Origin of the sequence: Alienimonas sp. DA493, from assembly GCF_043951915.1 — a bacterium.
Taxonomy (GTDB): domain Bacteria; phylum Planctomycetota; class Planctomycetia; order Planctomycetales; family Planctomycetaceae; genus Alienimonas.
The window spans coordinates 1-22,623 of sequence record NZ_JBINJD010000055.1 but is presented as its reverse complement, the minus strand read 5'-3'; the positions used below and the strand labels follow the sequence as shown (position 1 = coordinate 22,623).

Below are 22,623 nucleotides of genomic sequence, written 5' to 3'. Positions count from 1 at the left end.
CCGCCAACGCATCGCCAAACGCCGATTTCTCCCGTTTTTTTTTGCCTCGCCGATACATTGGAGCGAAAGCGGGGTTGCCGACCGCCTTGAGGCGGCGCCCTCCGCCGCGTCCGTGCCGTCAAATCCGGCGGAACCGCACGCCGCCGTCCGTCCGAAACTGCTCCAGGTACGTCCCGGTCAGCAGCCCCCGCTCGCGGAGTCCCGCGAACGTCTCCGACGCCCCGACGCCCTTCGAGACAGCGAAGGCGAACCCGGCGTCGCGAACCCGGCGTCGCGAACCCGGCGTCGCGAACCCGGCGTCGCGTAGCCGGGCGAACGGCGCGGCGAGCGGGTCGTCCGGCGAGCCCGGCCATTGGTCCCCGGGGAGGACCGGCGAGGTCCGCCGCCACAGCCACGGTTCGAAACGGAAGCCCGCCCGACGGACGGCCGGTCTCGAACGAAAGCGGACGGATCGCAACACGATCCGCCCGCCCGTCACGTCCGTCACCACGCCGGCCGACCGTTCGGGAACGGACGGACCGGCGGCGGGCCCGTCGCTCAATTCGCCGCGTCCTCTTTCCAGTCCCGCCACAGCCACCTGAGGCGCTCGTCGAAGCCGGGGCCGGCGTCCTGGCTGCTGTGGCCGCCCTCGCCCCACCAGGTTTTGTAGTCGTAGCCTTTATATTCCAGGGCGCTGGCCATCTGCTGGTTCGCCAGCCACCAGTCGCCGTGCTCGTTGGACAGGTCGTTGGAGCCGTCCTGCAGGGCCACGCGGATCGGCTTGGGGTCGTTCTTGCGGATCATCACCGGGTACTCGTGCCCGCCCGGCACCCCGCTGCCCCGCCCGCCGCGGATGCCGGTGAAGGAGCCGATGTGCGAAATCACCTTGTTAAAGCCGCCCTTCTCCCCGGCGGTGAACCAGGCCGCAGTGAAGGCGCAGATCCCGCCGGAACTGTTCCCGCAGATCGCCCGCAGCTCCGGGTCCTGCGAGACGTTCAGCCCCTTCAGAGCCACGGGCAACAACTCCTCGTTGAGGTAGCGGACGTAGTCGTCGGTGACGGTGTCGTATTCGATGCTGCGGTTACCGGGTCGCAGCCGCTTGCCGTCGACCTTCACCTCCCACCCGCGGCCCTCCGGGGCCTTTCCGCCCAATTGCCTTTCGACCTGGGAGGCGGAGTAGCCGGGGTCGACCATCACCGCGATCGTCGGCGGCATCTCGCCGGCGGCGATGAGCTGGTCGAAGGTCCCGGGCACGTTGAACGGGCCGTTCTCCGTCACGAAGTTGTGCCCGTCTTGAAACACCATCAGCGCCGCGGGCTCGTTCGGGTCGTATTGAGCCGGGACGTACACGCTGTAGCGCCGCAGCGTGCCGGGGTAGATCGCGGAGTCGGCGAAGACGCCGTCCGTCACCTTGCCCTGCGGGACGTCGCCCGCGGCCTGGGGATCGGGGGCGGCGGCGGGGAGCAGGGCGAGCGCCAGGACGGCGGACAGCGGAGCGGCGAGCATCGTCGGAAGGTCCGAGGTTTCGTGGGCGAGAGCCCCGAAGCGTACTCGCCGATGCGTTCTCCCCGCCACCGCCGCGGCCCACCGGGGGACGCCGCGGCCCCGCGACTTTCCCCACCCGTCGGCGACCGGAATCACCGTGCCCGCCCCGGGGACGCCGCCGGCGGGGGCGGGTAGGTTATCGCTCCGGTCCCCGCCCCGAACTGCCGAAAGCCCGACATGCGCTGGAGAGGTCGCCGCGAAAGCACGAACGTGGAGGATCGCCGCGGCGTGCCGGCGAAAGGGCTGGCGCTGGGCGGCGGGGGGCTCGGCACGCTGGTGATCGTGGCGCTGGTCTGGCTCCTCACCGGCGACCCGCAACAGGCGATGCAGGCCCCGCAACGCCTCCCCCAGAACGGCGGCGCCGCCGCGAACCGCCCGGCCGGCGAGGACGACGACGCGAAGAACTTCGTCGAGGTCGTCCTCGCCAGCACCGAGGACGCCTGGGACGGCGAATTTAAACAGCACGCCGACCGGCCCTACCAAAAACCCACGCTGGTCCTGTTCTCCCAAGGCCAGCAGGTGAACACCGGCTGCGGAATCGCCGGCTCCTCGATCGGCCCCTTCTATTGCCCGGCGGACCGCAACGTCTATTTATCGCCGTCCTTCTTCGCCCAGCTGCGGGATCAAATGAACGCCCCCGGCGACTTCGCCGCGGCGTACGTCGTCGCCCACGAGGTCGGCCACCACGTGCAAAACCTGCTGGGCTACAGCGACCGCATGAACCGCTACCGCGGCACGCCGCAGGAGAACGAGATGAGCGTGCGATTGGAATTACAGGCCGACTTCCTCGCCGGCGTGTGGGCCCACCACGCCCGGCAGGAGAAGGACTTTCTGGAGCCCGGCGACGTGGAGGAGGCGTTGAACGCCGCCAGCCGCATCGGCGACGACGTGCTGCAAAAACAGGCGACCGGCACGGTGAACCCGGAAGGTTTCACGCACGGCACCAGCGCCCAGCGGGTGCGGTGGTTCCGTCGGGGGTTCGAAACCGGCGATTTGAGTCTCATCGACGAGCCGTTCCAGCTCCCCTACGAGCGGCTGTAGAAGCGCCGCGAGCGTCCGACGGCGGGTCGGCCGTGCGGCCGTCGCGGCTTGCGGCGAACCGCCCCCCGCCGGAGACTGTCGGCCGTCTGGGAGCGCCCGCCCGCGACGCCGTCGTGATCGGCGCCCCCACCCGGCCGGGTGGCGGAACGGCAGACGCAGCGGACTTAAAATCCGCCGGGGCGGAAGCCCCGTACGGGTTCGAATCCCGTCCCGGCCACTGGTTTTGTAGCGCCAGAGGGGTTGACGGGTTCGGCCCGTGGGCGGACGATTCGGCAAGGTGCCTCATAAGTGCCTCACACGGCGATCGTGTGGCACGGCGTGGCGCCCCCGCCCCGCCGAGGTTTTGGCCCGATTCGGACCGGGTGCCTCGCGGGTGCCTCCGCCCCGACCGGCCCATCCCCTCCAGCTTCACATGGCGAATCTCGGCCAGAAGGGCGGCATCTACCTCGCCCGGTTTCGCTACGGCGGCCGCGAATATAAGAAGAGCCTGAAGACCCGCGACCGGAAGGAGGCGGAGAACGCCCTCAAGGTGGTCGAGACGACGATCCACCGGCTGACGACCGGCACGCTGACGGTCCCCGACGGCGTGAACGTCGGCACGTTCATCCTCGCCGGCGGCACCGCCAAGGCCGCCAAGAAGGCGTCGAACCGGCTGACCTACCGCGAGGCCGTCGACCGCTTCGAGACCCGCCAGAAGCCGCGGATCGCCGCCACCTACCTGAAGAGCCAGTTGGAGCACCTCCGGCAGCTCGACGGGCACCTCGGCGTCAAAGCGGGCCGCCCGCTGGACCGGATCGAGACCGACGACCTGCGGGCGTTCCTCGACGCCCGGATGAAGGAGCGGCACGCCAACACGGTCGAGCGCACCCGGCAGACGCTCCGGCAGTTCTTCGCGTGGTGCGAGGAGGAGAAGCACCTGCCCGAGAACCTGATGGCCGGCGTGAAGCGGGTCGGCCAAATCCCCAGCCTCGACCGGTTCCGCAACAAGTCCGAGATCGACGCGTTGATCGCCCGCGGCGGGATGTCGGAGGACGAGGAGAAGGACGCGTGGAAGGCGCTGTTCCTACTGCCGGCGGAGATCGGCGAACTGCTTGACCTCGTCAAAGCCAAAGCCGACGACGACCGCAGCGTGCTGCTGCACGCGCTCGCCGCCTACACCGGCATGCGGCGGGGCGAGATCGCCCGACTGAAGTGGGACGACGTGGATCTGGTCCGCGACACGATCACCGCCCACAGCCGCAAGCAGAGCCGCCGTCAGAAGGAGACCCCGCGGACGATCGACCTGCACCCCGCCCTCAAGCCGCTGCTCGAAAAGGCCGCGAAGGCCGGCGGCCGGTTCGTGATCCCCGACGACGACGGCGGCGAGCTGAACGTCGACAAAGCCGACCGCCTGTTCCGCCAGCCGATGCGGCACACGGACTGGCACCTCGGCGGGGAGCGGTTCAAGGTCGGCTTCCACACCTACCGCCACTCCTTCGCCAGCAACCTCGCTATGGCCGGGATCGACCAGCGGGTCATCAACGAACTGATGGGTCACACGACCGAGGAGATGGCCAAGCGGTACCGCCACCTAATCCCGGCGAAGACGAAGGCGGCCGTCGGCGTGCTGGACTACGGGGCGGCGCCGTGAGCGACGTCAGCGTTCACGACGCAGTGCTGCTCCGCGGGGGCCGCCTCGACCGAGTAGTCAAACCCGTGGAGTTCGCGGCGGCACCGGACGGATTGGCGGAGGGCGATCTGTTGATCTGCCGGTGCGCCGGGACGTTTCTCCGCGACACCCGCCAGGTATCGGCGGCACTCGGCCGGACAAACGATGCCGACATGTGGCGGGCAGTGACGTCCGGACGCCTCGTCGACGTCGGTCTCCTGCGTACCCGAGCATTGCTGGGAGGCATGAGACGGCAAGAACTGCCGGCACCGACAGACCAGGAAGCGATCACCGAGCTGCTTGAAGCGACCGGACTGCTGCGACCTGAAGCGGAGGCACCGAACTTCGCCGCCGCGGACGCCCGCCTCTCTTTCGCGGCTGAGACTTTGAGTCGCGCTGAAGTGCCCCTGCATCATACAGCGTGCAAGAACTTCATTGAGGAGTACGATGCGGCGTTCGAGGCCGGGCACGCCGGGTTTCCCAAATCTGGGGGACTCGATCAGTTGCCGCTGTCGGGCGGGCTGATCCAACGAGACGCCTCGGGAGCCCTCGCCGTCTCCGACGAGCAAGAAGGGAAATTTCTTGCCGGCCGAATCATCCGGCTCACCGATCACTTCGACCGCCCGTTGTCACTCCCGCCGGCGGCGGACGGAGCGCCGCCGCGATGTCCCGCCGGATGGGGGCCGTACGCGAAGGTCGACCCCGCGTTGCGGGCGTGGTTCCGGATCAAGCAACTGGATCGGTGGCGGACTGCTGCGGGCGCCGGAGTCTTCCGGCAGACCGTCCAGACCGTGCCGACGCTCGCGGCGGACGCCGCCCCGCCCTTGGACGCCCCGCCGATGCTGGCGTCCGCCGCGAACGCCGAACCGCTGATCGTCCGCCTACCTGAATTGGACCTCCTCGCTCACGTCGCGTACGTCCGCAAGTTTCTCCCGCAGCTCTTTCGCCCCGACATCTGGCGAAGCGTCGGGGAGAGCGATTCGAACGCCCCGTTGACGGCCGCGGTCCGGGCGCTCTGCGAGTCGCCGGACCTTGCGTTGCTGGCGGCGGAATCGCTCGCCTACGGGCTGAGCGGGGACGCCGCCGCGACGCTCGCGAGAGCCGTCGGCTCTATCGCCGCCCCCGAGCGCCTAGACCGGCCGAGGGAGGCTTTGCTACGTGAGCGGTGGACCGGGCTCGACGAGGTCGCGGCAGTCGACGGCACTTCCCAATTGCTGCGGGTCGCTGGGCTCGCTGACGTGGACCGCCTGCGGCTGATCGAAGAACTCCATGAACTCATCCGCGAGATCTGCGGTAGCGACGAGGAGACGGTCGACCGTTCGATTCTGAACGTTTTTCGCGGCGAAGGAGCCGCGGACCGCGATGACAGCCGTGGGAAACTATTCCGGCTGCTTGAGAAGCTGGCGGCGGACTCGAACGAACCAAGTGCCGTCGACCGGGTGCGACGGGCGAGGGCTTCCGTCGCTGCAGCCTCGGCCGCGCTCCGCGTCCCGGCGTTTGGGGCTGCGGGCACGTTCGGCGGCTCCGTCGAACCGTCAGCGATGCACGCTTCCGGCGTGCTGCTGACCAGAGGGGAGATCCACGCGGCGCTGGTGTGCGAATTGGAACGGGCCGGGTGCCGACCGGCTGCCGTGCTGCCGCGGGGTGTGCTGTGCCTGCCGCCTGCCCTCTCCGGAGGCAGCGACACGTGTCGGACAGCAGCGGTCGCTGCGGCGGCAATGCTCCTGCCGGAACTAGCGACGCCGATCGAAGTTCGTGCGGCGACAACTTTCTGACGTTCGTCGTCCCTTTGGCGTTGACACACCTTCAACCGTCAGTAGTCTTCCCATCCCGGATGCTGGGTGCCGCCCACTCAACCATCCGTCGAGTCCTTGACCCACCGCCTTTCGGCGTGGGTCGTTCGACAATCTCGGGCGGATCGTGAAGACGGGCATTGGCCCGCACGATCATCTTCTGCACCGGCCCCGCTGGCCGGCGTCATTCTTCGTCTTCTGATCCGCTTGGGTTTTCTCACCCTCGTACCGGAAAACGCCCTGATGTTCCCCTCCCCCTCGACTGCGGAGATCCCGCCGGTCGACATCGCCGCCATGTGGGCGGTGGTGCACGCGATGGACCGGAAGCTCGACGAAGTCATCGAGTTCACCCGCGGCAAGGTCAAGAAGCCGCTGCTCACTGTGGACGACGTCGCCGCCGAGGTTGGCCGCGCCCCCTACACGGTTCGCTCTTGGATCAACAACGGTCGTCTGAACGCCACCCGCGTGTCCGGCACCGGCCCTCGCGGCCGTCTGCTGGTGCGCCGCGAAGACCTCGATGAGTTGATTTCTGCCGGTCTTTAAGCCTCGGCCATAGGCGCTCCCGCCCGGTCGACGCCCCCGAAAGACGGGGTGCGACCGTCCAGCTTCACGATTTTTCTATGACAACCCCGCCCCCCAACAACAACGCTCCCGCGCCCGGCGACGCCGGGGCCGAAGAGCCGGTCTACCCGGACTTCGGTCCGCACGCCTCCGAGCCGGTCGCCCAGCACGTCTACGACGCCCTCGGTCTGGAAACCGAGACGGGCGAGATCCGCGAACTCCGCTGCTTCCGCCCCCTCCATGACGAGAACGGGGAGTTGGTTCTCGGAGCCGGCGGACGCCCGCAGACCGAGAAATGGCGCTGGCGCGCTGCGGACCGTTACCAGCTCGCCTGCCACGCCGACGAGGCCTCGGCCCTCGGATTCCAGGTCTACCGCACGCTGAACCCGCTGCAGCCCGAAGTGCTGCCGAACCTGCCCCTCGACCGCCCCGATCAGCCGTGGGGGCCGTCCGCCTCCGCGAACGATGTCCTCCGCCGCACGCACCTGTTCGTGGACGTGGAGGCCGAACGGCCTTCGGGCACTTCCGCCACGGACGAGGAGGTGGACGCCGCCCGCGACCTGTTGGACGTCCTCGCCGTCGAACTCCGCGCCGCCGGTTGGCCTTGGCCGCTGCGCCGGAGCTCCGGCAACGGGTGCCACGGGCTGTACCGCGTCGACCTGCCGGCCGACGACGGCGGGCTGGTCGAACGGGCCCTCGCCGCGCTCGCCGCCCGCCACCCCGGCGGCCCCGCGAAGGTGGACACGACCGTCGCCGACGCCAACCGCCTGATCCGTCTCGCCGGCACCGTGAACCGCAAGGGCGAGGCCACGGCAGAACGCCCCCACCGCCTCTGCACGCTGAACGATCCGGGCGACGCGGTCGTGGTTCGCACGCCGCTGATCGCCGGGCTCGCCGCCGAGGCTCCGACCGTGGTCGCCGGAGCCGGGCAGACGGTCGGACGCGGCGCCGGCGGAGCGGTCCGCGGCGGCGGCGGACGCCCCCGCACCCGCGCCGCCCTCGACCGCTTCATGGCGACCTTCCTGCCGGACGCGGACGGCCCCCGCCCCTACCGCGACGGGGGGCGCCTCTGGGTTCTGCCCGTCTGCCCGTGGAACCCGCTGCACGACGACCGCGCCGCCTTCGTGCTGCAGTTCGCGGGCGGCGGCGTCCACGCCGGCTGCCACCACAACGGTTGCTCCGGCCGCGGCTGGCGCGACCTCGAACGTCTCTTCGCACCCGGCGGCCCGTCCGCCCCCGTCCCTCCGAGCGTCGCCCGGGCCAACGCCCGGAACCGCCGCTAACCGTCATCCCGACGGGGCTGAGGTCGCAGCCCCGTCCACGTGCGGGATTTCTCGACCACCTTTCAACCTCCGATTCGGAGAACCAGATGTCCACTGATTTGGACAACACGGCGCAAGCCGAAGCCGCGACGCAAGTCGCGAACACCCCGGCGCAAGCCGAATCCACGGCGAACCCCGCCACCACCCCACCCCTGAACGGGAGCGCACAAGTGCGCAACAAGACGAAACCCACGACAAATCCCGCCGAACCCACGGCGAACGTCCCCGAAAACGCCGCCCCCGCCCGGGCGGTGCAAATCCACTGCAGCCTGCCCGACCGCACCAGCGTGCGGACGGTCGCGGCTTCGCTCCCCCCCGCCGACGGGGGAGCCCCCAAGGAGTTCCATGTGCAGGACTTCGACCCGGACGACGCCGAGGCCCGTGCGGCCTTCTGCGACCGCGTGGTGGCGACGGCCCCGGCCGACGCCGCCCCGGTGATCGTCGCCCAGATCGACGCGGACCTCGGCGCCGCGATCGCGAAAGCGGACGCCGGCGAGACGATCGGCCGTGCCGACACCGTCGCCGAGCGGGTGGTCGACATGCTGGAGGCCTTCATCACGCCGATCCACACCGCCGACGGCGAACCCTACGTGATCATGGAGTTGCCGGCCGCGAAGAACGGGGGCGGTCGCTCGGAATGCATGCCCGTCCGCGGACGTGCGTTCCAGACCGCCGTCCGCGGGCACTACTTCGCCCAAACCCGCCGCGCCGTGAAGGCGGAGGCGATGAGCGAGGTCGTGGAGACGGTCGCCGCGATGGCCTGCTTCGAGGGCGAGGAGGCCGAAGTGTTCGTCCGCACCGCCCGCGCTGAGATCGACGGACGGTCCTCGATCGTCATCGACATAGCGGACGAGACGGGCCGCGCCATCGTGGTCGACGGCGACGGCTGGTCGATCGTTCCCGACTCCCCGGTGGCCTTCGTCCGCCCGCAGGGCCAGTTGCCGCTCACGGAGCCGGCCCCGCCGGAGGAGGCGGATCTCGAGCCGTTCCTCGACCTGATGCACCTGGCGCCGGAGTCTCGGTCGCTGTTCGCGGCCTTCCTCTGCACGTCGCTGTTCCCCGAGGGGCCGTTCGCGGGCATGTACCTGAACGGTCAGCACGGGTCGGCGAAGACGTACAAGTCCAAGCAGGCGAAGGCCCTGATCGACCCGAACGCTGCCCCGGTCCGCCGACCGCCGCGCAACGAGGACGATCTGGTCATCGCCGCCAAGAACTCGCACCTGCTGGCGTACGACAACTGCGGAACGCTCAAGCCGTGGCTCAGCGACGCCCTCTGTCGCATCCTGACCGGGGCCGCCTCCGGCGTGCGGAAGCTGTACACCGATTCCGAGGAGGTGCTCACGTCGTTCCAGAACCCGGTGATCCTCAACGGGATCGGCGATTTCGTCCGGGCCCCGGACCTCGGCAGCCGCGTGCTGCCGGTGACCGCCGAGTCGATCAAGTCGGAAGATTTGATCCCCGAGGCGGAGTTGGACGCGAAGGTCGCGGCCGCCCGCCCCGCGGCCCTCACGGCGCTGCTGAACGGCATGTCGGCGGCGCTGAAGACCGAGGAGGAGGGGGCGCCTCCGCCGGCGGGGCTGCCGCGCCTCGCGGACTTCGCCGCCCGCGCGACCGCCGCGGAGACGGCCCTCGGCTTCGAGTCGGGAGCCGTGTTGCGGAACTACTGGACGGCCGTCGGCGCCATCGAGGACGACCTGCTCGACGGCTACCCGGACGTCCGCGCCCTGATTGAGTTTCTGCAGACGCAGTTCGGCGTCGTCGAACTGGAAAACGAGAAGTTCGTCGCCGACGGCCAGCCGCCGAAGCCGGTGGAGTACGTGGCCCAGCCGGCGAAGCTGCTCGCGAAGGTGAACGCCGCCGTCGATCACCGCGACCGCACCGGGACCGGTTGGCCGACCAACGCCGCGGCCCTCACCCGCCGGCTGCAGGAGGTCGCCCCGATCCTCGAACGCTTGGGGATCGAGATGACCCGCGAACGCGGGAAGTACCGCCGCACCCGCTTCACCAAAATCGAGGCGGCCGTGCCGCAGGCGTGAACCGTCCGCCCGTGCCGGACCAGTTGACCCGTGATCTCCGTTGAACCGTTATTCTCGTTAGCAGGTTGTCTTCGTTGAATCGTTATCCGCGTTAGCAGGTTGTCCAAGTTATCTATCAGAGGGGCGTCCGGCTTTCCGGACGCCCCTTTATCATTCCGGCGGGGTCGACGCCCGCGTCGCCTCGGCGCCTCCGGGTCATCGCCAGCGGCATTGGACCGGCGGTGACGACGCATTCGGGGGGGCGATGGCCGGCAGTTGGGCGATCGACTCTGGCGTCGCAGCGGGGCGGCCCGGGCGTGTACGCCCGACAAGCCCGGGCCACGGCTTGATCGGGCCAACGCTTCGCTGATTCCGCAAGGCGAGGTTCCGTGCCTCGCGCTCAGCATCGAGCTTGCGAATTTTGCAGCAACCGCAGGTGGATGGCGAACTGGACACGCCGGGCGTTTACTCTCACGTTGGCACCCCCTGTTTCCACATTGTTATCTGACCCACGACCGCTCCCGTGAACGACCTCCAGCACATCACTCCCGAGCAAGTCCTCGAAGTTGCAGACGCTGCCGAACAGCGGGACTCACCGCAGAATGCCAAGCGCGACGTCCTCATGGAGCGGCTCGAAGCCCTGAGCGAACTGCAGCGCCGCGAGTTGTGCGCGGTGATGAACGCCGGCCGCGGGAGCGGAAGCTTCGGCTCCGTCGCTGCGTTCCGGGAGGGACGGGTGGGCAACGACAAACCCACGTACTTCACGGAAAAGCAAGACCTCGCCGATTCCCTGCGGGACGGGCTGACGAGACTGTCCGCCGGGTGAGGCGGAGCCCTGGGACGGGCGACGCGACGACGCGGGCGACGATCGCGTCGGCGGGTCTGCCGCCCCCTTGGGGCTTGACCGTGAGGCCTCTTGTCGTGTGGCTCCCGCGGACGATCGGGACGAATCGAACTCCGCGGCCGTGAACCGATCGTTAAACGGGGGGCACCCCTCCGGCTGACGGGAAAGTCCGGGCGTGCTGCGCGTAGGCGAGGACCTCCGGAACAAGGGACCGCGGATCGCCGGAGGGCCGACTGACTGCGGGCGTGCGGCGCTGAACGGCGTCCCGCGGCACCGCACTGCTTCGCCGCTGGGGCCGCCACAGCGCAGTCGGCAGACGTACCAGCACGCCGTGGACCGGCCGCCGCTGAGGGCACCGCAAACGGAAACCGATCTGCCGGACCGACAGTTTTCGGGCAACCGAACGAGTGCCCCGCCCACGTCCATCCCCGCGTTCAGAACGCCGGCCCCTTTCCTCGTCTCGTAGCAGACACACCGGTGTGATCAGCGGCGACCCGGGGGCGGGACGTTCGCCTCCCGGAGTGGCGCCAGTTGACGGAGCGCCCGACGGCCGCCCCGGGCGTCCGCGGCCTCGGAACCGGTGAAGCCCCCGGTCCGCTTGGACTCCCGACCGGCTCATCAGGACCGGCCGCCGGATCAAGGCGGAAGAACAGCAGGGAGCGGGCACCGCCTTACGAGCCCGAACCGGCGGCTCCATGGGTGCCCACATTGACACCCTGCGGATTTTTCCAGCCGGCCTTTCGCCAGAGCAGCCAAGCCGTACGAACGGCCCCGCGGCTCCCCCCCGCCACCCGAAGCCGCCGGCGAGTGCGGCGCCTGCGTCGACGCGTCGCCGGAGCGATGCCGCCCCGACGGAGCCCGCTCACTGGCGGCCCCGATTTGCGGCGAACGGCGGAACGGCTCGTAACACAGACTCGAACCCGCATGGGTCGCCCCGGGTCGACTGCGCCGGTCGTCCTCCGACCATATGAGGGTTCGACAACGGAGGCGTTGTCGCCGCCGCGCCGCTCCAGCCTGAGGCCGATCCGGGCCGGACCACAGCTCCCGTTTCACGGCTCCGCACGCAGCCGGCGCAGACCGGCCGAGAGGATCTTCTGCCTCCCCCGCTGCCAGGTCCCTGTTCCGCCGGACGTCGACGCATCGACGCAGGCGTCGCACTCGCCGGGATCTCCCGGGGCGGGCCTGCGGTGCGGATCGCCGCGGGGGCGATCGCCGTCCCGCCGCGTCACCGCACGTTCACCACGAACTCGCCGCTCCGCGCCACGCAGGCGTCGTTCTTCACCACGAAGCACTCGACCCAGTGCGTGCCGGTGTAGCCGGTCCGCTCATGCCGGGTGCGTCCGGCGCCGTGGCTGTCGTAGAACTCCCCGCGGAGCTGGTTGCGGCGGGCTGCCTCCTCGCCGGTGTTCACGACCTGCCAGTAAACCTTGTACGGTTTCGGCACGTCGGTGCGGGCTTCGAACCGCAGCCCGACGTGCTTGTCGAGCGGCGCGTCGTCGTTCCGGATTTGCTGGGGCCGCCTACCCTTCCGCGTGAACTCCGCCTCGATCGTCACGCCGCACTGCGGACGCATGGTCCAACGCGGCGCCTGCTTGTGCGGCACGTTGAAGTTCAACGCCCGCCCGAGCCGGCGACCGAGCGACGGCTTCATCGGGACGCCGGCGCCCGGCATGGATCCGCCGTACCGGCCCGCGACGGATTGCCCGACGGCGTCACCGAACGCCCGTTGCAGGGCGCCCTCGAGCTCTGCCGCCGTGGCCGCGTTCAGCAGTTCCTCGATGTCCTCCCGAACCCACTCGACCCAGCGGAAGAACGCCTCGTGCCGGCGGCTGCCGGGGTCGTTCCAGCGGTCGGCGAAGTTCTCCCCCGGGTTCACCGGATTCTCGATGACCCATCGGTCGCCGTCCCGCCCGATCACGCTGGTGGCCGGATACCGATCGACCCGGTCGACGAACGCCGTGAGCGTAGAAAGAACGTCGGGCTCCTGGTCGTAGGCGAGGGCGGCGAGGGTCGTGATGACGATCGAGATCGGCTTCTCCTCCTCGTCCGGACGGCCGGCGAAGCGGACGTCCCGGTGCCGCTTGAGCAGCTGGACCGCCCGCTGGAGGGGAGTCCGCACGAGCCGGTCCGGGACCTCGTTGACCCTCATGTAGACATCGCCGTGGCTTCGAACGATCTCCAGCTTCTGACGCAGGGCGACGCGGGCGAACGCCTCGGCCTGACGGTCGGCGAACCAGTCGGCGAAGCCGCTGGGGTTGCTCTTGTTCCACGAGTACCGGGCGTCCTTCTCCCGGTCGGTGATCTCGACGGCTTGTACCGCGTACCGCGGCGCTACTCCGGGCGCCCCCGCCGGGTCGGCGACGCAGGGGAGGGCGTCAAGGTGGAAGCCGACGCCGTCGTCCTCGGCGTAGATCAGCGTCCAGCACCGCCGGCCTTCCGGCTCCAGCATGCGACGGTACGTGGCGTTCTCCTTCAGCCGGTCGCCGACCATCCGCTTGAGCTCCCCGGGCGTCGTCGCCCCGGGGGCGAGGTCGATCCGGCAGGCAAGGTCGATGTCGTACCCCTGTTCCTTCCCGTCCCGGAGGGGACGCACGACGGTCCCGAGCCGGAACGAGCCCTGGGGGTAGATGTGCGGTGCCCCCGCGGCGCCCGGGTACGTCCCGCCCTCCAGCCACCGCCCGACGGCCGTGTAGCGGTCGACCGCCTCCTGATACTTCGACGGCGGGATGTCGAGCTCCTCGCCGACCTCCCGGAGCAGGCGGTCGACGATCAGCACGCGATTGTCGGGCACGACGATCTCCTCGGTCGGCTACTGTTCGACGGTGTGGACGTGGTGAAATCCGGCCTTCGCCTGGTTCTGATCGAAGACCCTGAAGGGCAGGTGGGCCTTCGGCATCCAGACCCGACCGATTTCGATCGCGGCCGACACGGGCGCGGCGGGAAAAACGCTCAGGGCGGCGTCCTCGCCGTAAACGGTCTTGATCCGGTCGTAGACGCTCCGGAGCGTGTCCCGGAACTGGCTCAGTTGCTCCCGACTCCTCAGGAAATCCATGCGCGGGTCGTCGTGCGTGATCGTCCAGACCGCCGCGTCCCCGCCGACCGCCTTCGCAACCCGCTCCCGGTTGATGGGAGCGCTGAGCGCGATCACGAGGGCGACGGACTTGGCCGCGACGGTCGTTGGGGCCGGAGCGACGACCTGATAAGAGAAATCGCTCGGCGGGGGATTCCAGTACCAGCCGGGCGGTTCGCGGTGCAGTTGGTGCACGTCGGCCGCCGGCAGGTCGGACAGGAGGCGGCCCAGCTCGATCAGCAACGGCATCGGGGCGAGGCCGAAGATCGAGAGGTGCCGCACGTCCGACTCCAGACGGGGCTCGACCTTCCTCGCGAACTGCCGCCGCAGGTGTTCGACTTCGTTCTGCCAGTACCCGGACTCGTCGTCTTGGCGGACGGCGTTCTTCAGGCCCAACTCGATCGCCCGGTTCTCCGCCGGGTAGCGGTCCGGCACCATCGCCTCCGCGGCCTGCCGGAACCCGAGGGGGGCGTCGTGCGCGCCGATCTTGGCCCCGTAGAGCAGCACGTGGGACTGCCGCTCCGGACGAACCGCGGTCGCCAGAGCGATCCGCTCCTCGTGCCGCCGTTTCATGTCCGTCAGACGTTCGACAGGATGGGTCTCCACCTCGTCGACGTCGATGAGCTTGTGATGGTCGGCGCAGAGCAGCATCAGGTTGTCGATGTCGCTCTTGAGCCGCTCCGAGAGTTCGGGGTGCCCCCGGGGACCGTCGGGGCTGTCGGCAACGAAGTGGGCAAGAAATGCCCGGTTCATCCGGTGGTTGGTCAGCAGGTCTAGGTCCAGCCGCTCGTTGCACCCGTCGTATTGGCACCTTCCGGCGGCCCTGCCCCAGAGGCAGCACCTCACAGCCGCGGGGATGGAGGAGATCGACATCATTAGCACCCGCGGCAGAAACTGCGACCTCTAGATCTTGGGGCCGCCGACGTTCCGGGGTCAGGATACGGGGGTAGCTCGCTGCGGCAAGACCAGTCCGCGCTCATCCGGCCGTGGCTAAAGGACGGAGTCGTCCAGCGGCCTGCGGGTAATGAGCACCTCCGTCGGCGGCACCTTGCTCGGCTACTCAGAGGAACGCCGGCTGGAGCGGGTCGACCTGCGGGGCATCGCCGAAGAGGGGGTGGGCCGCGGGTTCCTCGCAGCCGACGTGCCGGAGTTGGGGCTGATGGCGGTCGCGACGCACCTGAAGAGTTCGGGCGGCAAGAGCGGGCCGGAGGACTACGGCAACGCCCGCAAGCGGGAGCTCGTCGCCGCGGCGATCGCCCGGCACGTCGCCGGGCGGCTGGCGGAGGACCCGGAGCTGACGGCGGCGGTCCGGGATTTTGTGCGAGGGTTTCCGAGGCTGCGAAGCGAGGATTCGCAGGAGCGTCGCCAACTGCTTGGGCAGGACGGCCGACCCCGGGGTCCGCCGGCGGGGGCGCCCCGGCAAATTCGGGACGTCCTCGTCCTTCAACAAGGGGCGTTGCGACTGACGCGTTTGCAGACCGCGGCCTCAGCGGTTCTCCCCCCCGGGGCTCGGAAAGGCCTCGATGACTCGGAGCCTTAACCGACGCCCGCTGAGCGCTCCTGCGAGAGCGACATTAACGGGGGGCGACGTTCGGCTCGGCGCGGAGCGAACCGTCGCTCGGAAACGGGGGCCCCGCGGCGGCGGAGTCCGCGCCCGCGTTCGGGACGCGGCGGCGTCGCCGCCGCCGTTTCGAGAGCCGTTTCCGCCGCCAGAGCAGAAAGCCCGTGACGTAGAGTCCGGCGGGCGTGAGCCCGACGAAAAATACGACCCAGCGGCCGACCAATCCGAACGCTTCGCCGTTGTGCAACGGGAACTGCCACGCGAAGAACGCGTCGGCGGCCGTGAAGTCCTCCGGGGCGCGGACGGCCACGACCTCGCCGGTGTAGCGATCGACGTAAACCTGAGTTCGACCGAAGGACCGTTGAACCTCGTCGGGCTGGCGAAACGCCACTTCATAAACTCCGGCGTCCCCTTCCGGCGGGTGCAGATGATCGAATCGAGCGTTCGGAAAGCGGCGGGCGGCGATTTCGAGCGCCTCGTCGGGAGAGATCGAGGCCCCCGCCCGCGGCGCCGCCGATCTCAAATCGCTCGGCGACTCCGTCGTCTTCGAGATCCAGGACGCGGCGCCGTGGAAGACGTTCGGAAATTCCAGGTAAACGCCTGTGAACGTGATCGCCAAGAGGAGGGCGGCGCTGAAGATCCCGACGGATTTGTGCAGATCGTATATGAGCCGGCGTCCCCTTCGAACGGCGAAAGCCGCCCGCCAGCCGTTTTTCCACAGCGGCCACCACAGGTAGATCCCGGACAGGAGGGACGCGATGACGAAGACGCCGGCCACGCCGACCAGGGCGCCGCCGAATTCCCCGGCGAACAACTGAAAATGGAGCCGGTAAACCCACGTCATCAAATATTCGCCCCAGACGCGTTGACCGGTGACTTCGCCGCTTCGACGGTCGACGTGAACCGCCGTGAACTCGGGCTCCTTTTCGTCGCCCCCGACGAACCAGACCGTCCACACGCCGGTTTCGATTCGCGGGGCCGTGACCGCGCCGGCCGGAGCGTTGCCGGGGTGGGCGTCCTCCGCCGCCGCCACGACCTCCTCGATCGACCGATCCGCGCCTTCAGCCTGCGATAGAAGAAGGTCCGGATTCAGCCATTCGTCGATGGCGTGATCGAAGACCAACAGGCTGCCGGTCAGTCCCAGGAGGACGAACAGCAGGCCGACCGAGAGGCCGAGCCACCGGTGAGCCGCCAGCCAAAGCTGCCGAGCGCGGGGCTTGAGCCTGCGTTCCGGCTCCGCAATTCCGTCCTGGTCCGGTGTCACGGCCGCGACGTCCCCATCCCGGGGCCCGGCGGAGCCTTGCGCGACGCGTCGGCGCGTTCCTTCGACTGGACCTCGACCCCTTGGATCTCGATCGGCGGCAGTTCGTTGTCTCCCTCCACGACGGTGAACGTCCACCGCGAGCGCTCCGGCGTCGCGTACGCTCCGCCGAGTCGATCCGCCAACGAAGGCTGAGACACGTCGGGCGGCCATCTCACGGTCGCCCTATAGGCGCCGGCGGGTGCGCCGTCCCCAGTTTCGTAGGTGGAAAGCGTGTAGGAGCCGTCCTCCCCGACGACGGCCCACGGCCGGGAATTTCGCACGTCGGGCTGCTCGCCGACGGCATGCAGCTCGATGACGGCCCCCTCGGGCGCTTCGCCGTTGATCGTAATCAGCCCGTGAGCCGGGTGCGTATCGGCGTGCCAATCCTCCCCGCCGCAACCGAGGCAGGAAACTACGAGGGCGACCCCGAGCGACGAAACCGCGGCGAGACGCGGTTTCGCATCGCGGCTGCCATGCGGGCGGACGGGGCGTCTTGCTGTCTTCATGGCTTAAAATTCGTCCACGACTTCGCCGCCGTTGATGGACGTCAGTCCGTTGATCGCATCGACGCTGACGTTCTCGCTCAGAAAACGAACCGAGCCGTCGCCGAGGCTGACGTTGATTCCGCCTTCGTGGAACGAGTAGGGGCTGGTCCAGTTGTGCGTGTTGATGATCTCCGAACCGACGAACCAGGTGACGGTCGGCTCTCCCCCGTTCGGGTCGAGCGCGAACTTGGCTGGATAAAACCAACTGGCGTTGAAACAGGCGGTCCACGCCCGGTGGCTCCCGTCCCACCAGGCAGGGGCGGCCGTTTGCTCCCCGTGCACCCAGGATTGCGTGCGTCCGGCGGACTCGTACTGCATGATCGTGTTCGTCAATCCGTCCTTCACGTCGCGAAACGTCTTGAAGTGATTGATCTCGAACATGGCGTGCTCCCGTCCCTCGTGGGCGTACCAGTCGGAGGCGCTGCGGACGAACGCGTAGTCCGAGGTCTGAAAGCCGTCCGGCCCCGGCTGTCCCGCGCCGGGCGTCGACGGACACGCGTAGACGGTGGGCATCAGGGAGGCGAGGTCTCCGTTGTTGGGGTGATCCCAGGCCACGTCGTAGTCGTACGCCTTCTCGACGTTCGGTTCGTCCAAGAAGGGCAGGAGCGCGACGTTGGCGTGAGCCGCCTGGACGGGCGGCGACGCGTATACGCCGTACCAGTCCGCCCAGCCCGGCGGCAGACTGCCGTGAACGTCATGATAATTATGCAGGGCCAGCCCGATCTGTTTGAGGTTGTTCGTGCACTGGGCGCGCCGGGCCGCCTCCCGGGCCTGCTGCACGGCCGGCAGCAGCAGGGACACGAGGATCGCGATGATCGCGATCACCACCAGCAGTTCGATCAGCGTGAACCCCGGACGTCGCTGAAACTGGGGGCGACGGAGCAGGACGCGGCTGCGATGCGGCATGAGAGCTTCCTCTTGGTGGATCTTCCGGGACGACGTCTTCACCCGCCGTCGATTTCCCGACCGTTCGATCTCGCTGGCCCGAAGAGGCGTGGCTACACGTGGGGAAAGCAGGCTAGCTGAGACTGGGTCTCAGTCCGCGGACGGTAGTCCGGCGTCCCCAAGGTTGCAAGCTCCCAGGGCTTCAGACGTGTGCAGCGAGTGCGAGGCCCCTCCCCGGAACTGGCGCGGAGCACTCGCCACTTGGAGACGGTCCGTTGCGGAAGTCGGCACGTCCGGCGACACGGGTCCCTCGTGCAGGAAGGGTGGCCACGGCGATCGATGGGGGGGGCGGAGAGTCATGTGTCCGTCCCACTACGACGACACGCACGCCCTGGCGACCAGTGGGTCAGCGGCAGAGCGGGTCAGTGGCGGAACGCGTCGATCAGCCACTGCCGGTTGTCGCGTCCGTCGACGCTGCGGAACGGATCGACCTTCGGCGGTCGGTCCAGCGGACGAAGCGCCGCCCCCGTGCCAGCCGTCCATCGTGCCGGCGTTGCCGTTCGAAAAGCCGCCCCCTCGTTCAGCGGCTGATATTCCAGCGCCGTCTCCGGCTGGCGAGCTTCGCCGACGTTCGCGATCACCGTGAGCGTCAAACGCGGCTGCTTCGGATCGCTGGTCGTCCACTCGACCGTCCGCCGCGTCGGTCCGACGCCGAACGACCGAAAGCTGACGGGGATTCTGCGACCGGCCCCGGCCGGGACGACATACGTCGGGGGAAGCTCGCCGCCGCATCCGCGGCAGTGCGGCCGGTTGAGGACTAGGCGGCTGCGGCCGCGATTCCAAACGACGAACTCCTCCCGGACGATCGTCCCCGGTTCGACCGTGCCGACGTCCCGCTGCGTATCCGGCGCCACGAGCGCCGGTCCGCGAGCTTCGCCGACGGGCCCGCCGCCGTCGGAGCGAGCGAGCATGCCGACGAAGAGACCGACGCATACGACGACCGTCAAACCCCACAAACGCCGGGACGTCCCCCCGGGCCCGGCCGATCCGTCCACCGCCAGTTGGCCGGCGCCGCGCGGGACTGCTGCGGGTTCAATCGCGTGGTCGACGCTCTCGTTCATCGGTCGCGACCGCCTATTGGACCAGCGAGACGCGCTGCGGCAGGTTTAACTCAGCGTCCAGATTCAGGTCTTCGTCATAGTGCACGCTGCCGCCGCCTTCCAAACTCAACGTTTTGCCGACCACTGCTCCGTAGAACCCGCTGTCGCCCGTAATCACCACCTCCGAGTCGGGCGCGTAGATTACCATGTGGCTGTCGGACGAGCCGGCGAAGCGGACGGGCCCGCCGGTCATGAAGATCCGCAGGTTGCCCGGGATCTGCGAGCTATTGACGACGTCGCCGCCGGAGGTGTCGAGCCGGCCCGTCACGTAAATGTTGACGCCGGGCTCCGCATACAACATGGACGAGCCGGTCAGGATCAGGTCGTGAAAGTAGTAGTCTCCGGAGGGAAGGGTGTAGGACCGCCCGCCGTCCAGCAGGAAATTTCGAAACTGGTCCAATATGCTGACGTAATTGTTTCCCTTGCGGATCTGCGGCAGGTCCGCATTGTCGTTCGCCGACGAGACTTCGCCGACGTCGACGCTGGGCAAGTCCAGCGGTCGCAGTCGCGGCGAAGTGTTGCCCGTCACGACGGCGGAGCCGCCGTAAATAGAAGTCAGGTGGCCCCCGCCGGGGTTCGCGTCTCCGTCGATGTAGGCGGCCCCCTTCACGTCGATCCAGCCGTCGCTGCAAAGGTTGCCGTTGTGGCCGGGCTCCTGCGCGAGATAGTCGCCCTTGCTGGAAAAGTAACTGTCCGTCATGGGACTGCCGGGAACGTCGATCCAATCGATTCCCACCAACGGTCCGCAGAGGCGGCGATCGGTCATGGCGACCGCGGTCGCGCGGACGTCCGTGACCGAGGTCCCGATGATCGGGGCGAAAAACAGCCGTAACGGGTTTCCCTTCGCGGCGGTCCGCTCCACCGTGACCCGGACGGCATCCGGCGCCTCCGTCGTCGGAACGAACGTCGCCGTCTCTGTGGACCACGTGCCGAACTCGATATCGGCGTCGCTCAAAACGGGACCTTCGTTCATCTTGTTTTGCAGGGCCAACTGCTGCGCCGCCGCGATGGCCGCGGTCCGGTCCGGGAGATGCTGAACCGCCGCCAACGCGCAGGCGTCCGCCGTTCGCTGGAACTCGGTATCAACATGAACGACGTATCCGACGTCGACGGCGAAAGCGACCATCGCCAATGCGATCGTCAGCACAAATGCGGCCAGAAGGACGATCGTCCCCCGCCGGGACGCGTGCGGCGAGCGGCGGAAAACAGACCGCCGGCGTCGGTTGCCGGGAACCCCTCGCAGGCCCGGCAGAGCCCGCCCATGCGTGAGTTGCCCGCTCGCGGGAGGACCGGTCAAGCCTCGCATCATCATCGTTCCCTCGAAGGGCGCTGCAGATTGAAGAGGACGAAGGGGAGGGGTTATTGAAATCGTTCCGCCTGCATCACGGTGCTCGCCCGCAGCGTCGATCCGCCGAGAAACCAGGGCGACGGCGTCCAACTGACGGAATCGAAGGGGACCGTCGCCTCGACGGTGACCGAATCGCCGAAGCCCAGATAGCCCAGCTCGTGCGGGGTGACGGTGACGGTCGAGCCGCTGACGGAGGCGTTCGAGAGGTAGCGGTCGACGAGCGTCCGCACTTCCTCCGCAGTCGCCCCCTCGATCACCGCGCGTCGGGCGCCCTCGCGGGTGGCGTTGGTCAGGATCTGCTGCACCATGAGCATCCGGCCGAACTCGATGATCCCGAGGATCAGCAGCAAGAACAGCGGCGCCACCAAGGCGAACTCGACGGTCGCGGCGCCGCAGCGCCCGGGGCGGTAAGAGATGCTGCGGATGCGGTTCATCGGAAAGGATTTTCTGCGTGCCGGAACAAGGCGACGGCGTTCGTACTCCGTCGTGGAACGAGAGGCGGCGAAAATAACCGTAGCTCAAGAACGGCGGCCTGCGCCGATCAAGCCGAGAAGCGTTCTGCCTTCTCCAACCAGAACCTCGAAGCGAACGGCGCCTTCAACCTCATGGGCGACTTCGCCACAGCCGGCGGACTGACCGACGGCGCGAACGGCGTTCGGATCGCCTTCACGACCGGGCGGGTCGTCGATGCCACGCTTGCCGACAATGGCGATCCGACTCTGACCCACGCGTTCGCCGCCGAGAGCCCGCGATCAATGCCGGCTTCAACACCGACGCCCTCGCCGCCGCGATGCTGTCGCTAGCCCACAGCGTTACACCGTTCGATTCTGGGGAGCCGCCCGGCGAATCCGCGACCCGCCTCCTCGCCGAGCCGCTCGAACCGATCGCGGCGGTCACGGAGGCGAAGGACCCGCTCGGCCGGACGCTGGAGGCGGCCGGCTTCGCGGTCTGGCGGGGCGAGCCGTGCCGGCCCCGCTGACGCCTGCGGGCAACGCCGGCGGGGGTTCGCACGTCGCATTCGACGCGTTCGACGCGGTTTCTGCACATCCTCCGGGGAGCGGCCGTTCGTCCGCGTCAGCGGCATGGCGTTCACCGCCACGCACTTGACCTTCGCCAGCGCCGGTGCGGTCTCGCACGGTCCGCCAATCCACGGGCCCGCGATCGCCGCTGTGGGGGCACCGCCTTCCGGGGCATGAACGTCAGCGCCCTCGTCGGCTGGGCCGTCAGCGTCGCCGCTGGCACCCACCTGCCGGCGCCGGTCCGCATTCTGCTCTGAAACGGATGATCAAACAGGGCGTGATCGCCGGGGTCACGATCGGCATGAACTCCTCGCTGGCCTCGATCCGACTCCGGCTCCGGCGACCCGTCCGGGCGGGGCCGGCCGGCGCCCTCGCCGAGTTTGCGCAGCCGCCGACGCTACGAACCCGGCGGATTCCGCGGCGACAATTTCCGCGACCTCGCCGACGCGGTCGGACGGTCCGGGAGTCGCCATCCCGGCGAACCGGCGTGGCCCCGCTCCTCGGCCGAATCGTGAAGTCCCCGGGAACCTCCCGGGCGTCCGGCCCTGGCCGCTTGCGGTTCGCGGCGGCGCCCCGGAGCGGCCGGAGTTCGGGAGCCCGGTCGGTCGTCTCCGAGCCAGTCGACGCCGTGCTCCTTGAGAAGGGGGCGGGGGCTTTTCCTCTCTAATCCGCGATTCAGTCCCGCGGCCGGCGATCCGTTGCGGAGGTAGCATGCCCCCGCAACACGTCCCCGACCTGAGGAGTTCCGATATGCCCCGCCTCAAACTTGTTCTCGCCCTCGGCAGCCTCGCCGGACTGCTGGCGTTCGCCGGTCCGGCCCAGGCGGACGATTGGAAGGACGAGAGCGGTCACGGTCGCCGCGGGTTCGTCGGTCCTCCGCCGTGGGCGAGCCGGGACGGCGGACCCCCGCCGGGGGCGGGTCGGGGCGGGGAGACCCCGGCGTGGGCGCGGGGCCGGGGGTACTGGGACGGTCACTTCAAGCAC

Annotated in this window: 18 protein-coding genes, 1 tRNA gene and 1 pseudogene; 11 read left to right on the top strand and 9 right to left on the bottom strand. The window is 69.0% G+C overall.

What is annotated here, in order from left to right:
* Nucleotides 1-118 precede the first annotated feature (118 nt).
* On the bottom strand, nucleotides 119-541 hold the full coding sequence (locus ACG2DA_RS10480; protein WP_395255561.1) for a hypothetical protein: 423 nt from the start codon (nucleotides 539-541) through the stop codon (nucleotides 119-121).
* Complete coding sequence (locus ACG2DA_RS10475; protein WP_395255560.1) at nucleotides 538-1,485, bottom strand: alpha/beta hydrolase; 948 nt, start codon at nucleotides 1,483-1,485, stop codon at nucleotides 538-540. The genes ACG2DA_RS10480 and ACG2DA_RS10475 overlap by 4 nt, the downstream gene beginning before the upstream one ends.
* A gap of 216 nt (nucleotides 1,486-1,701) precedes the next feature.
* On the opposite strand from ACG2DA_RS10475, the gene ACG2DA_RS10470 reads away from it, so the two are divergent.
* The 8 genes from ACG2DA_RS10470 to ACG2DA_RS10435 all read left to right on the top strand — a co-directional run bounded on the left by ACG2DA_RS10470 (nucleotide 1,702) and on the right by ACG2DA_RS10435 (nucleotide 10,730).
* The gene (locus tag ACG2DA_RS10470) at nucleotides 1,702-2,565 is read left to right on the top strand and encodes a neutral zinc metallopeptidase (protein WP_395255559.1); all 864 of its coding nucleotides are present in this window, start codon (nucleotides 1,702-1,704) and stop codon (nucleotides 2,563-2,565) included.
* 132 nt (nucleotides 2,566-2,697) lie between these two features.
* A tRNA-Leu gene (locus ACG2DA_RS10465) sits at nucleotides 2,698-2,782 on the top strand.
* Between the two features lie 195 nt (nucleotides 2,783-2,977).
* Nucleotides 2,978-4,195, top strand: coding sequence for a tyrosine-type recombinase/integrase (locus ACG2DA_RS10460; protein WP_395255558.1), 1,218 nt, complete (start codon nucleotides 2,978-2,980; stop codon nucleotides 4,193-4,195).
* A complete protein-coding gene (locus tag ACG2DA_RS10455; RefSeq protein ID WP_395255557.1) occupies nucleotides 4,192-5,988 on the top strand; it encodes a hypothetical protein in 1,797 nt (598 codons plus the stop codon). The genes ACG2DA_RS10460 and ACG2DA_RS10455 overlap by 4 nt, the downstream gene beginning before the upstream one ends.
* Before the next feature lie 96 nt (nucleotides 5,989-6,084).
* Nucleotides 6,085-6,549 carry a helix-turn-helix domain-containing protein gene (locus ACG2DA_RS10450; RefSeq protein WP_395255556.1) on the top strand — a complete coding sequence of 155 codons (465 nt, stop codon included), beginning with the start codon at nucleotides 6,085-6,087 and terminating at the stop codon, nucleotides 6,547-6,549.
* 77 nt (nucleotides 6,550-6,626) lie between these two features.
* A complete protein-coding gene (locus tag ACG2DA_RS10445) occupies nucleotides 6,627-7,850 on the top strand; it encodes a hypothetical protein (RefSeq protein WP_395255555.1) in 1,224 nt (407 codons plus the stop codon).
* Between the two features lie 86 nt (nucleotides 7,851-7,936).
* Complete coding sequence (locus tag ACG2DA_RS10440) at nucleotides 7,937-9,925, top strand: hypothetical protein (RefSeq protein ID WP_395255554.1); 1,989 nt, start codon at nucleotides 7,937-7,939, stop codon at nucleotides 9,923-9,925.
* A gap of 502 nt (nucleotides 9,926-10,427) precedes the next feature.
* Nucleotides 10,428-10,730, top strand: a complete 303-nt coding sequence (locus ACG2DA_RS10435; protein WP_395255553.1) for a hypothetical protein — start codon at nucleotides 10,428-10,430, stop codon at nucleotides 10,728-10,730.
* Nucleotides 10,731-11,973: 1,243 nt separating this feature from the next.
* Here ACG2DA_RS10435 and ACG2DA_RS10430 read toward each other — a convergent pair.
* Together ACG2DA_RS10430 and ACG2DA_RS10425 are read right to left on the bottom strand one after the other, a co-directional pair.
* Entirely contained in the window at nucleotides 11,974-13,539 is a 1,566-nt protein-coding gene (locus tag ACG2DA_RS10430) for a cyclic GMP-AMP synthase DncV-like nucleotidyltransferase (RefSeq protein WP_395255552.1), read from the bottom strand.
* An 18-nt stretch (nucleotides 13,540-13,557) separates the two neighbouring features.
* On the bottom strand, nucleotides 13,558-14,691 hold the full coding sequence (locus ACG2DA_RS10425) for an SAVED domain-containing protein (RefSeq protein WP_395255550.1): 1,134 nt from the start codon (nucleotides 14,689-14,691) through the stop codon (nucleotides 13,558-13,560).
* Between the two features lie 151 nt (nucleotides 14,692-14,842).
* Here ACG2DA_RS10425 and ACG2DA_RS10420 point away from each other — a divergent pair, with 151 nt between their 5' ends.
* Nucleotides 14,843-15,358 (top strand): hypothetical protein, encoded by a 516-nt coding sequence (locus tag ACG2DA_RS10420; RefSeq protein WP_395255549.1) that lies wholly within the window; start codon nucleotides 14,843-14,845, stop codon nucleotides 15,356-15,358.
* Nucleotides 15,359-15,392: 34 nt separating this feature from the next.
* Here the strand turns inward: ACG2DA_RS10420 and ACG2DA_RS10415 are convergent, their stop codons facing one another.
* From ACG2DA_RS10415 to ACG2DA_RS10395, 5 genes are all read right to left on the bottom strand, one after another.
* Nucleotides 15,393-16,643, bottom strand: a complete 1,251-nt coding sequence (locus ACG2DA_RS10415) for a PepSY-associated TM helix domain-containing protein (protein ID WP_395255548.1) — start codon at nucleotides 16,641-16,643, stop codon at nucleotides 15,393-15,395.
* A gap of 548 nt (nucleotides 16,644-17,191) precedes the next feature.
* Nucleotides 17,192-18,133, bottom strand: a complete 942-nt coding sequence (locus ACG2DA_RS10410) for a DUF1559 domain-containing protein (protein ID WP_395255546.1) — start codon at nucleotides 18,131-18,133, stop codon at nucleotides 17,192-17,194.
* 401 nt (nucleotides 18,134-18,534) lie between these two features.
* A complete protein-coding gene (locus tag ACG2DA_RS10405; protein ID WP_395255545.1) occupies nucleotides 18,535-19,083 on the bottom strand; it encodes a hypothetical protein in 549 nt (182 codons plus the stop codon).
* Between the two features lie 163 nt (nucleotides 19,084-19,246).
* The gene (locus ACG2DA_RS10400) at nucleotides 19,247-20,578 is read right to left on the bottom strand and encodes a TadG family pilus assembly protein (protein ID WP_395255567.1); all 1,332 of its coding nucleotides are present in this window, start codon (nucleotides 20,576-20,578) and stop codon (nucleotides 19,247-19,249) included.
* A 53-nt stretch (nucleotides 20,579-20,631) separates the two neighbouring features.
* Nucleotides 20,632-21,054, bottom strand: coding sequence for a TadE/TadG family type IV pilus assembly protein (locus ACG2DA_RS10395; protein WP_395255544.1), 423 nt, complete (start codon nucleotides 21,052-21,054; stop codon nucleotides 20,632-20,634).
* Between the two features lie 356 nt (nucleotides 21,055-21,410).
* Here ACG2DA_RS10395 and ACG2DA_RS10390 point away from each other — a divergent pair, with 356 nt between their 5' ends.
* Both ACG2DA_RS10390 and ACG2DA_RS10385 read left to right on the top strand, forming a co-directional pair.
* The gene (locus ACG2DA_RS10390) at nucleotides 21,411-21,599 is read left to right on the top strand and encodes a hypothetical protein (RefSeq protein WP_395255543.1); all 189 of its coding nucleotides are present in this window, start codon (nucleotides 21,411-21,413) and stop codon (nucleotides 21,597-21,599) included.
* Nucleotides 21,600-22,389: 790 nt separating this feature from the next.
* Nucleotides 22,390-22,623 (top strand): annotated as a pseudogene (locus tag ACG2DA_RS10385) (hypothetical protein); the annotation flags it as partial.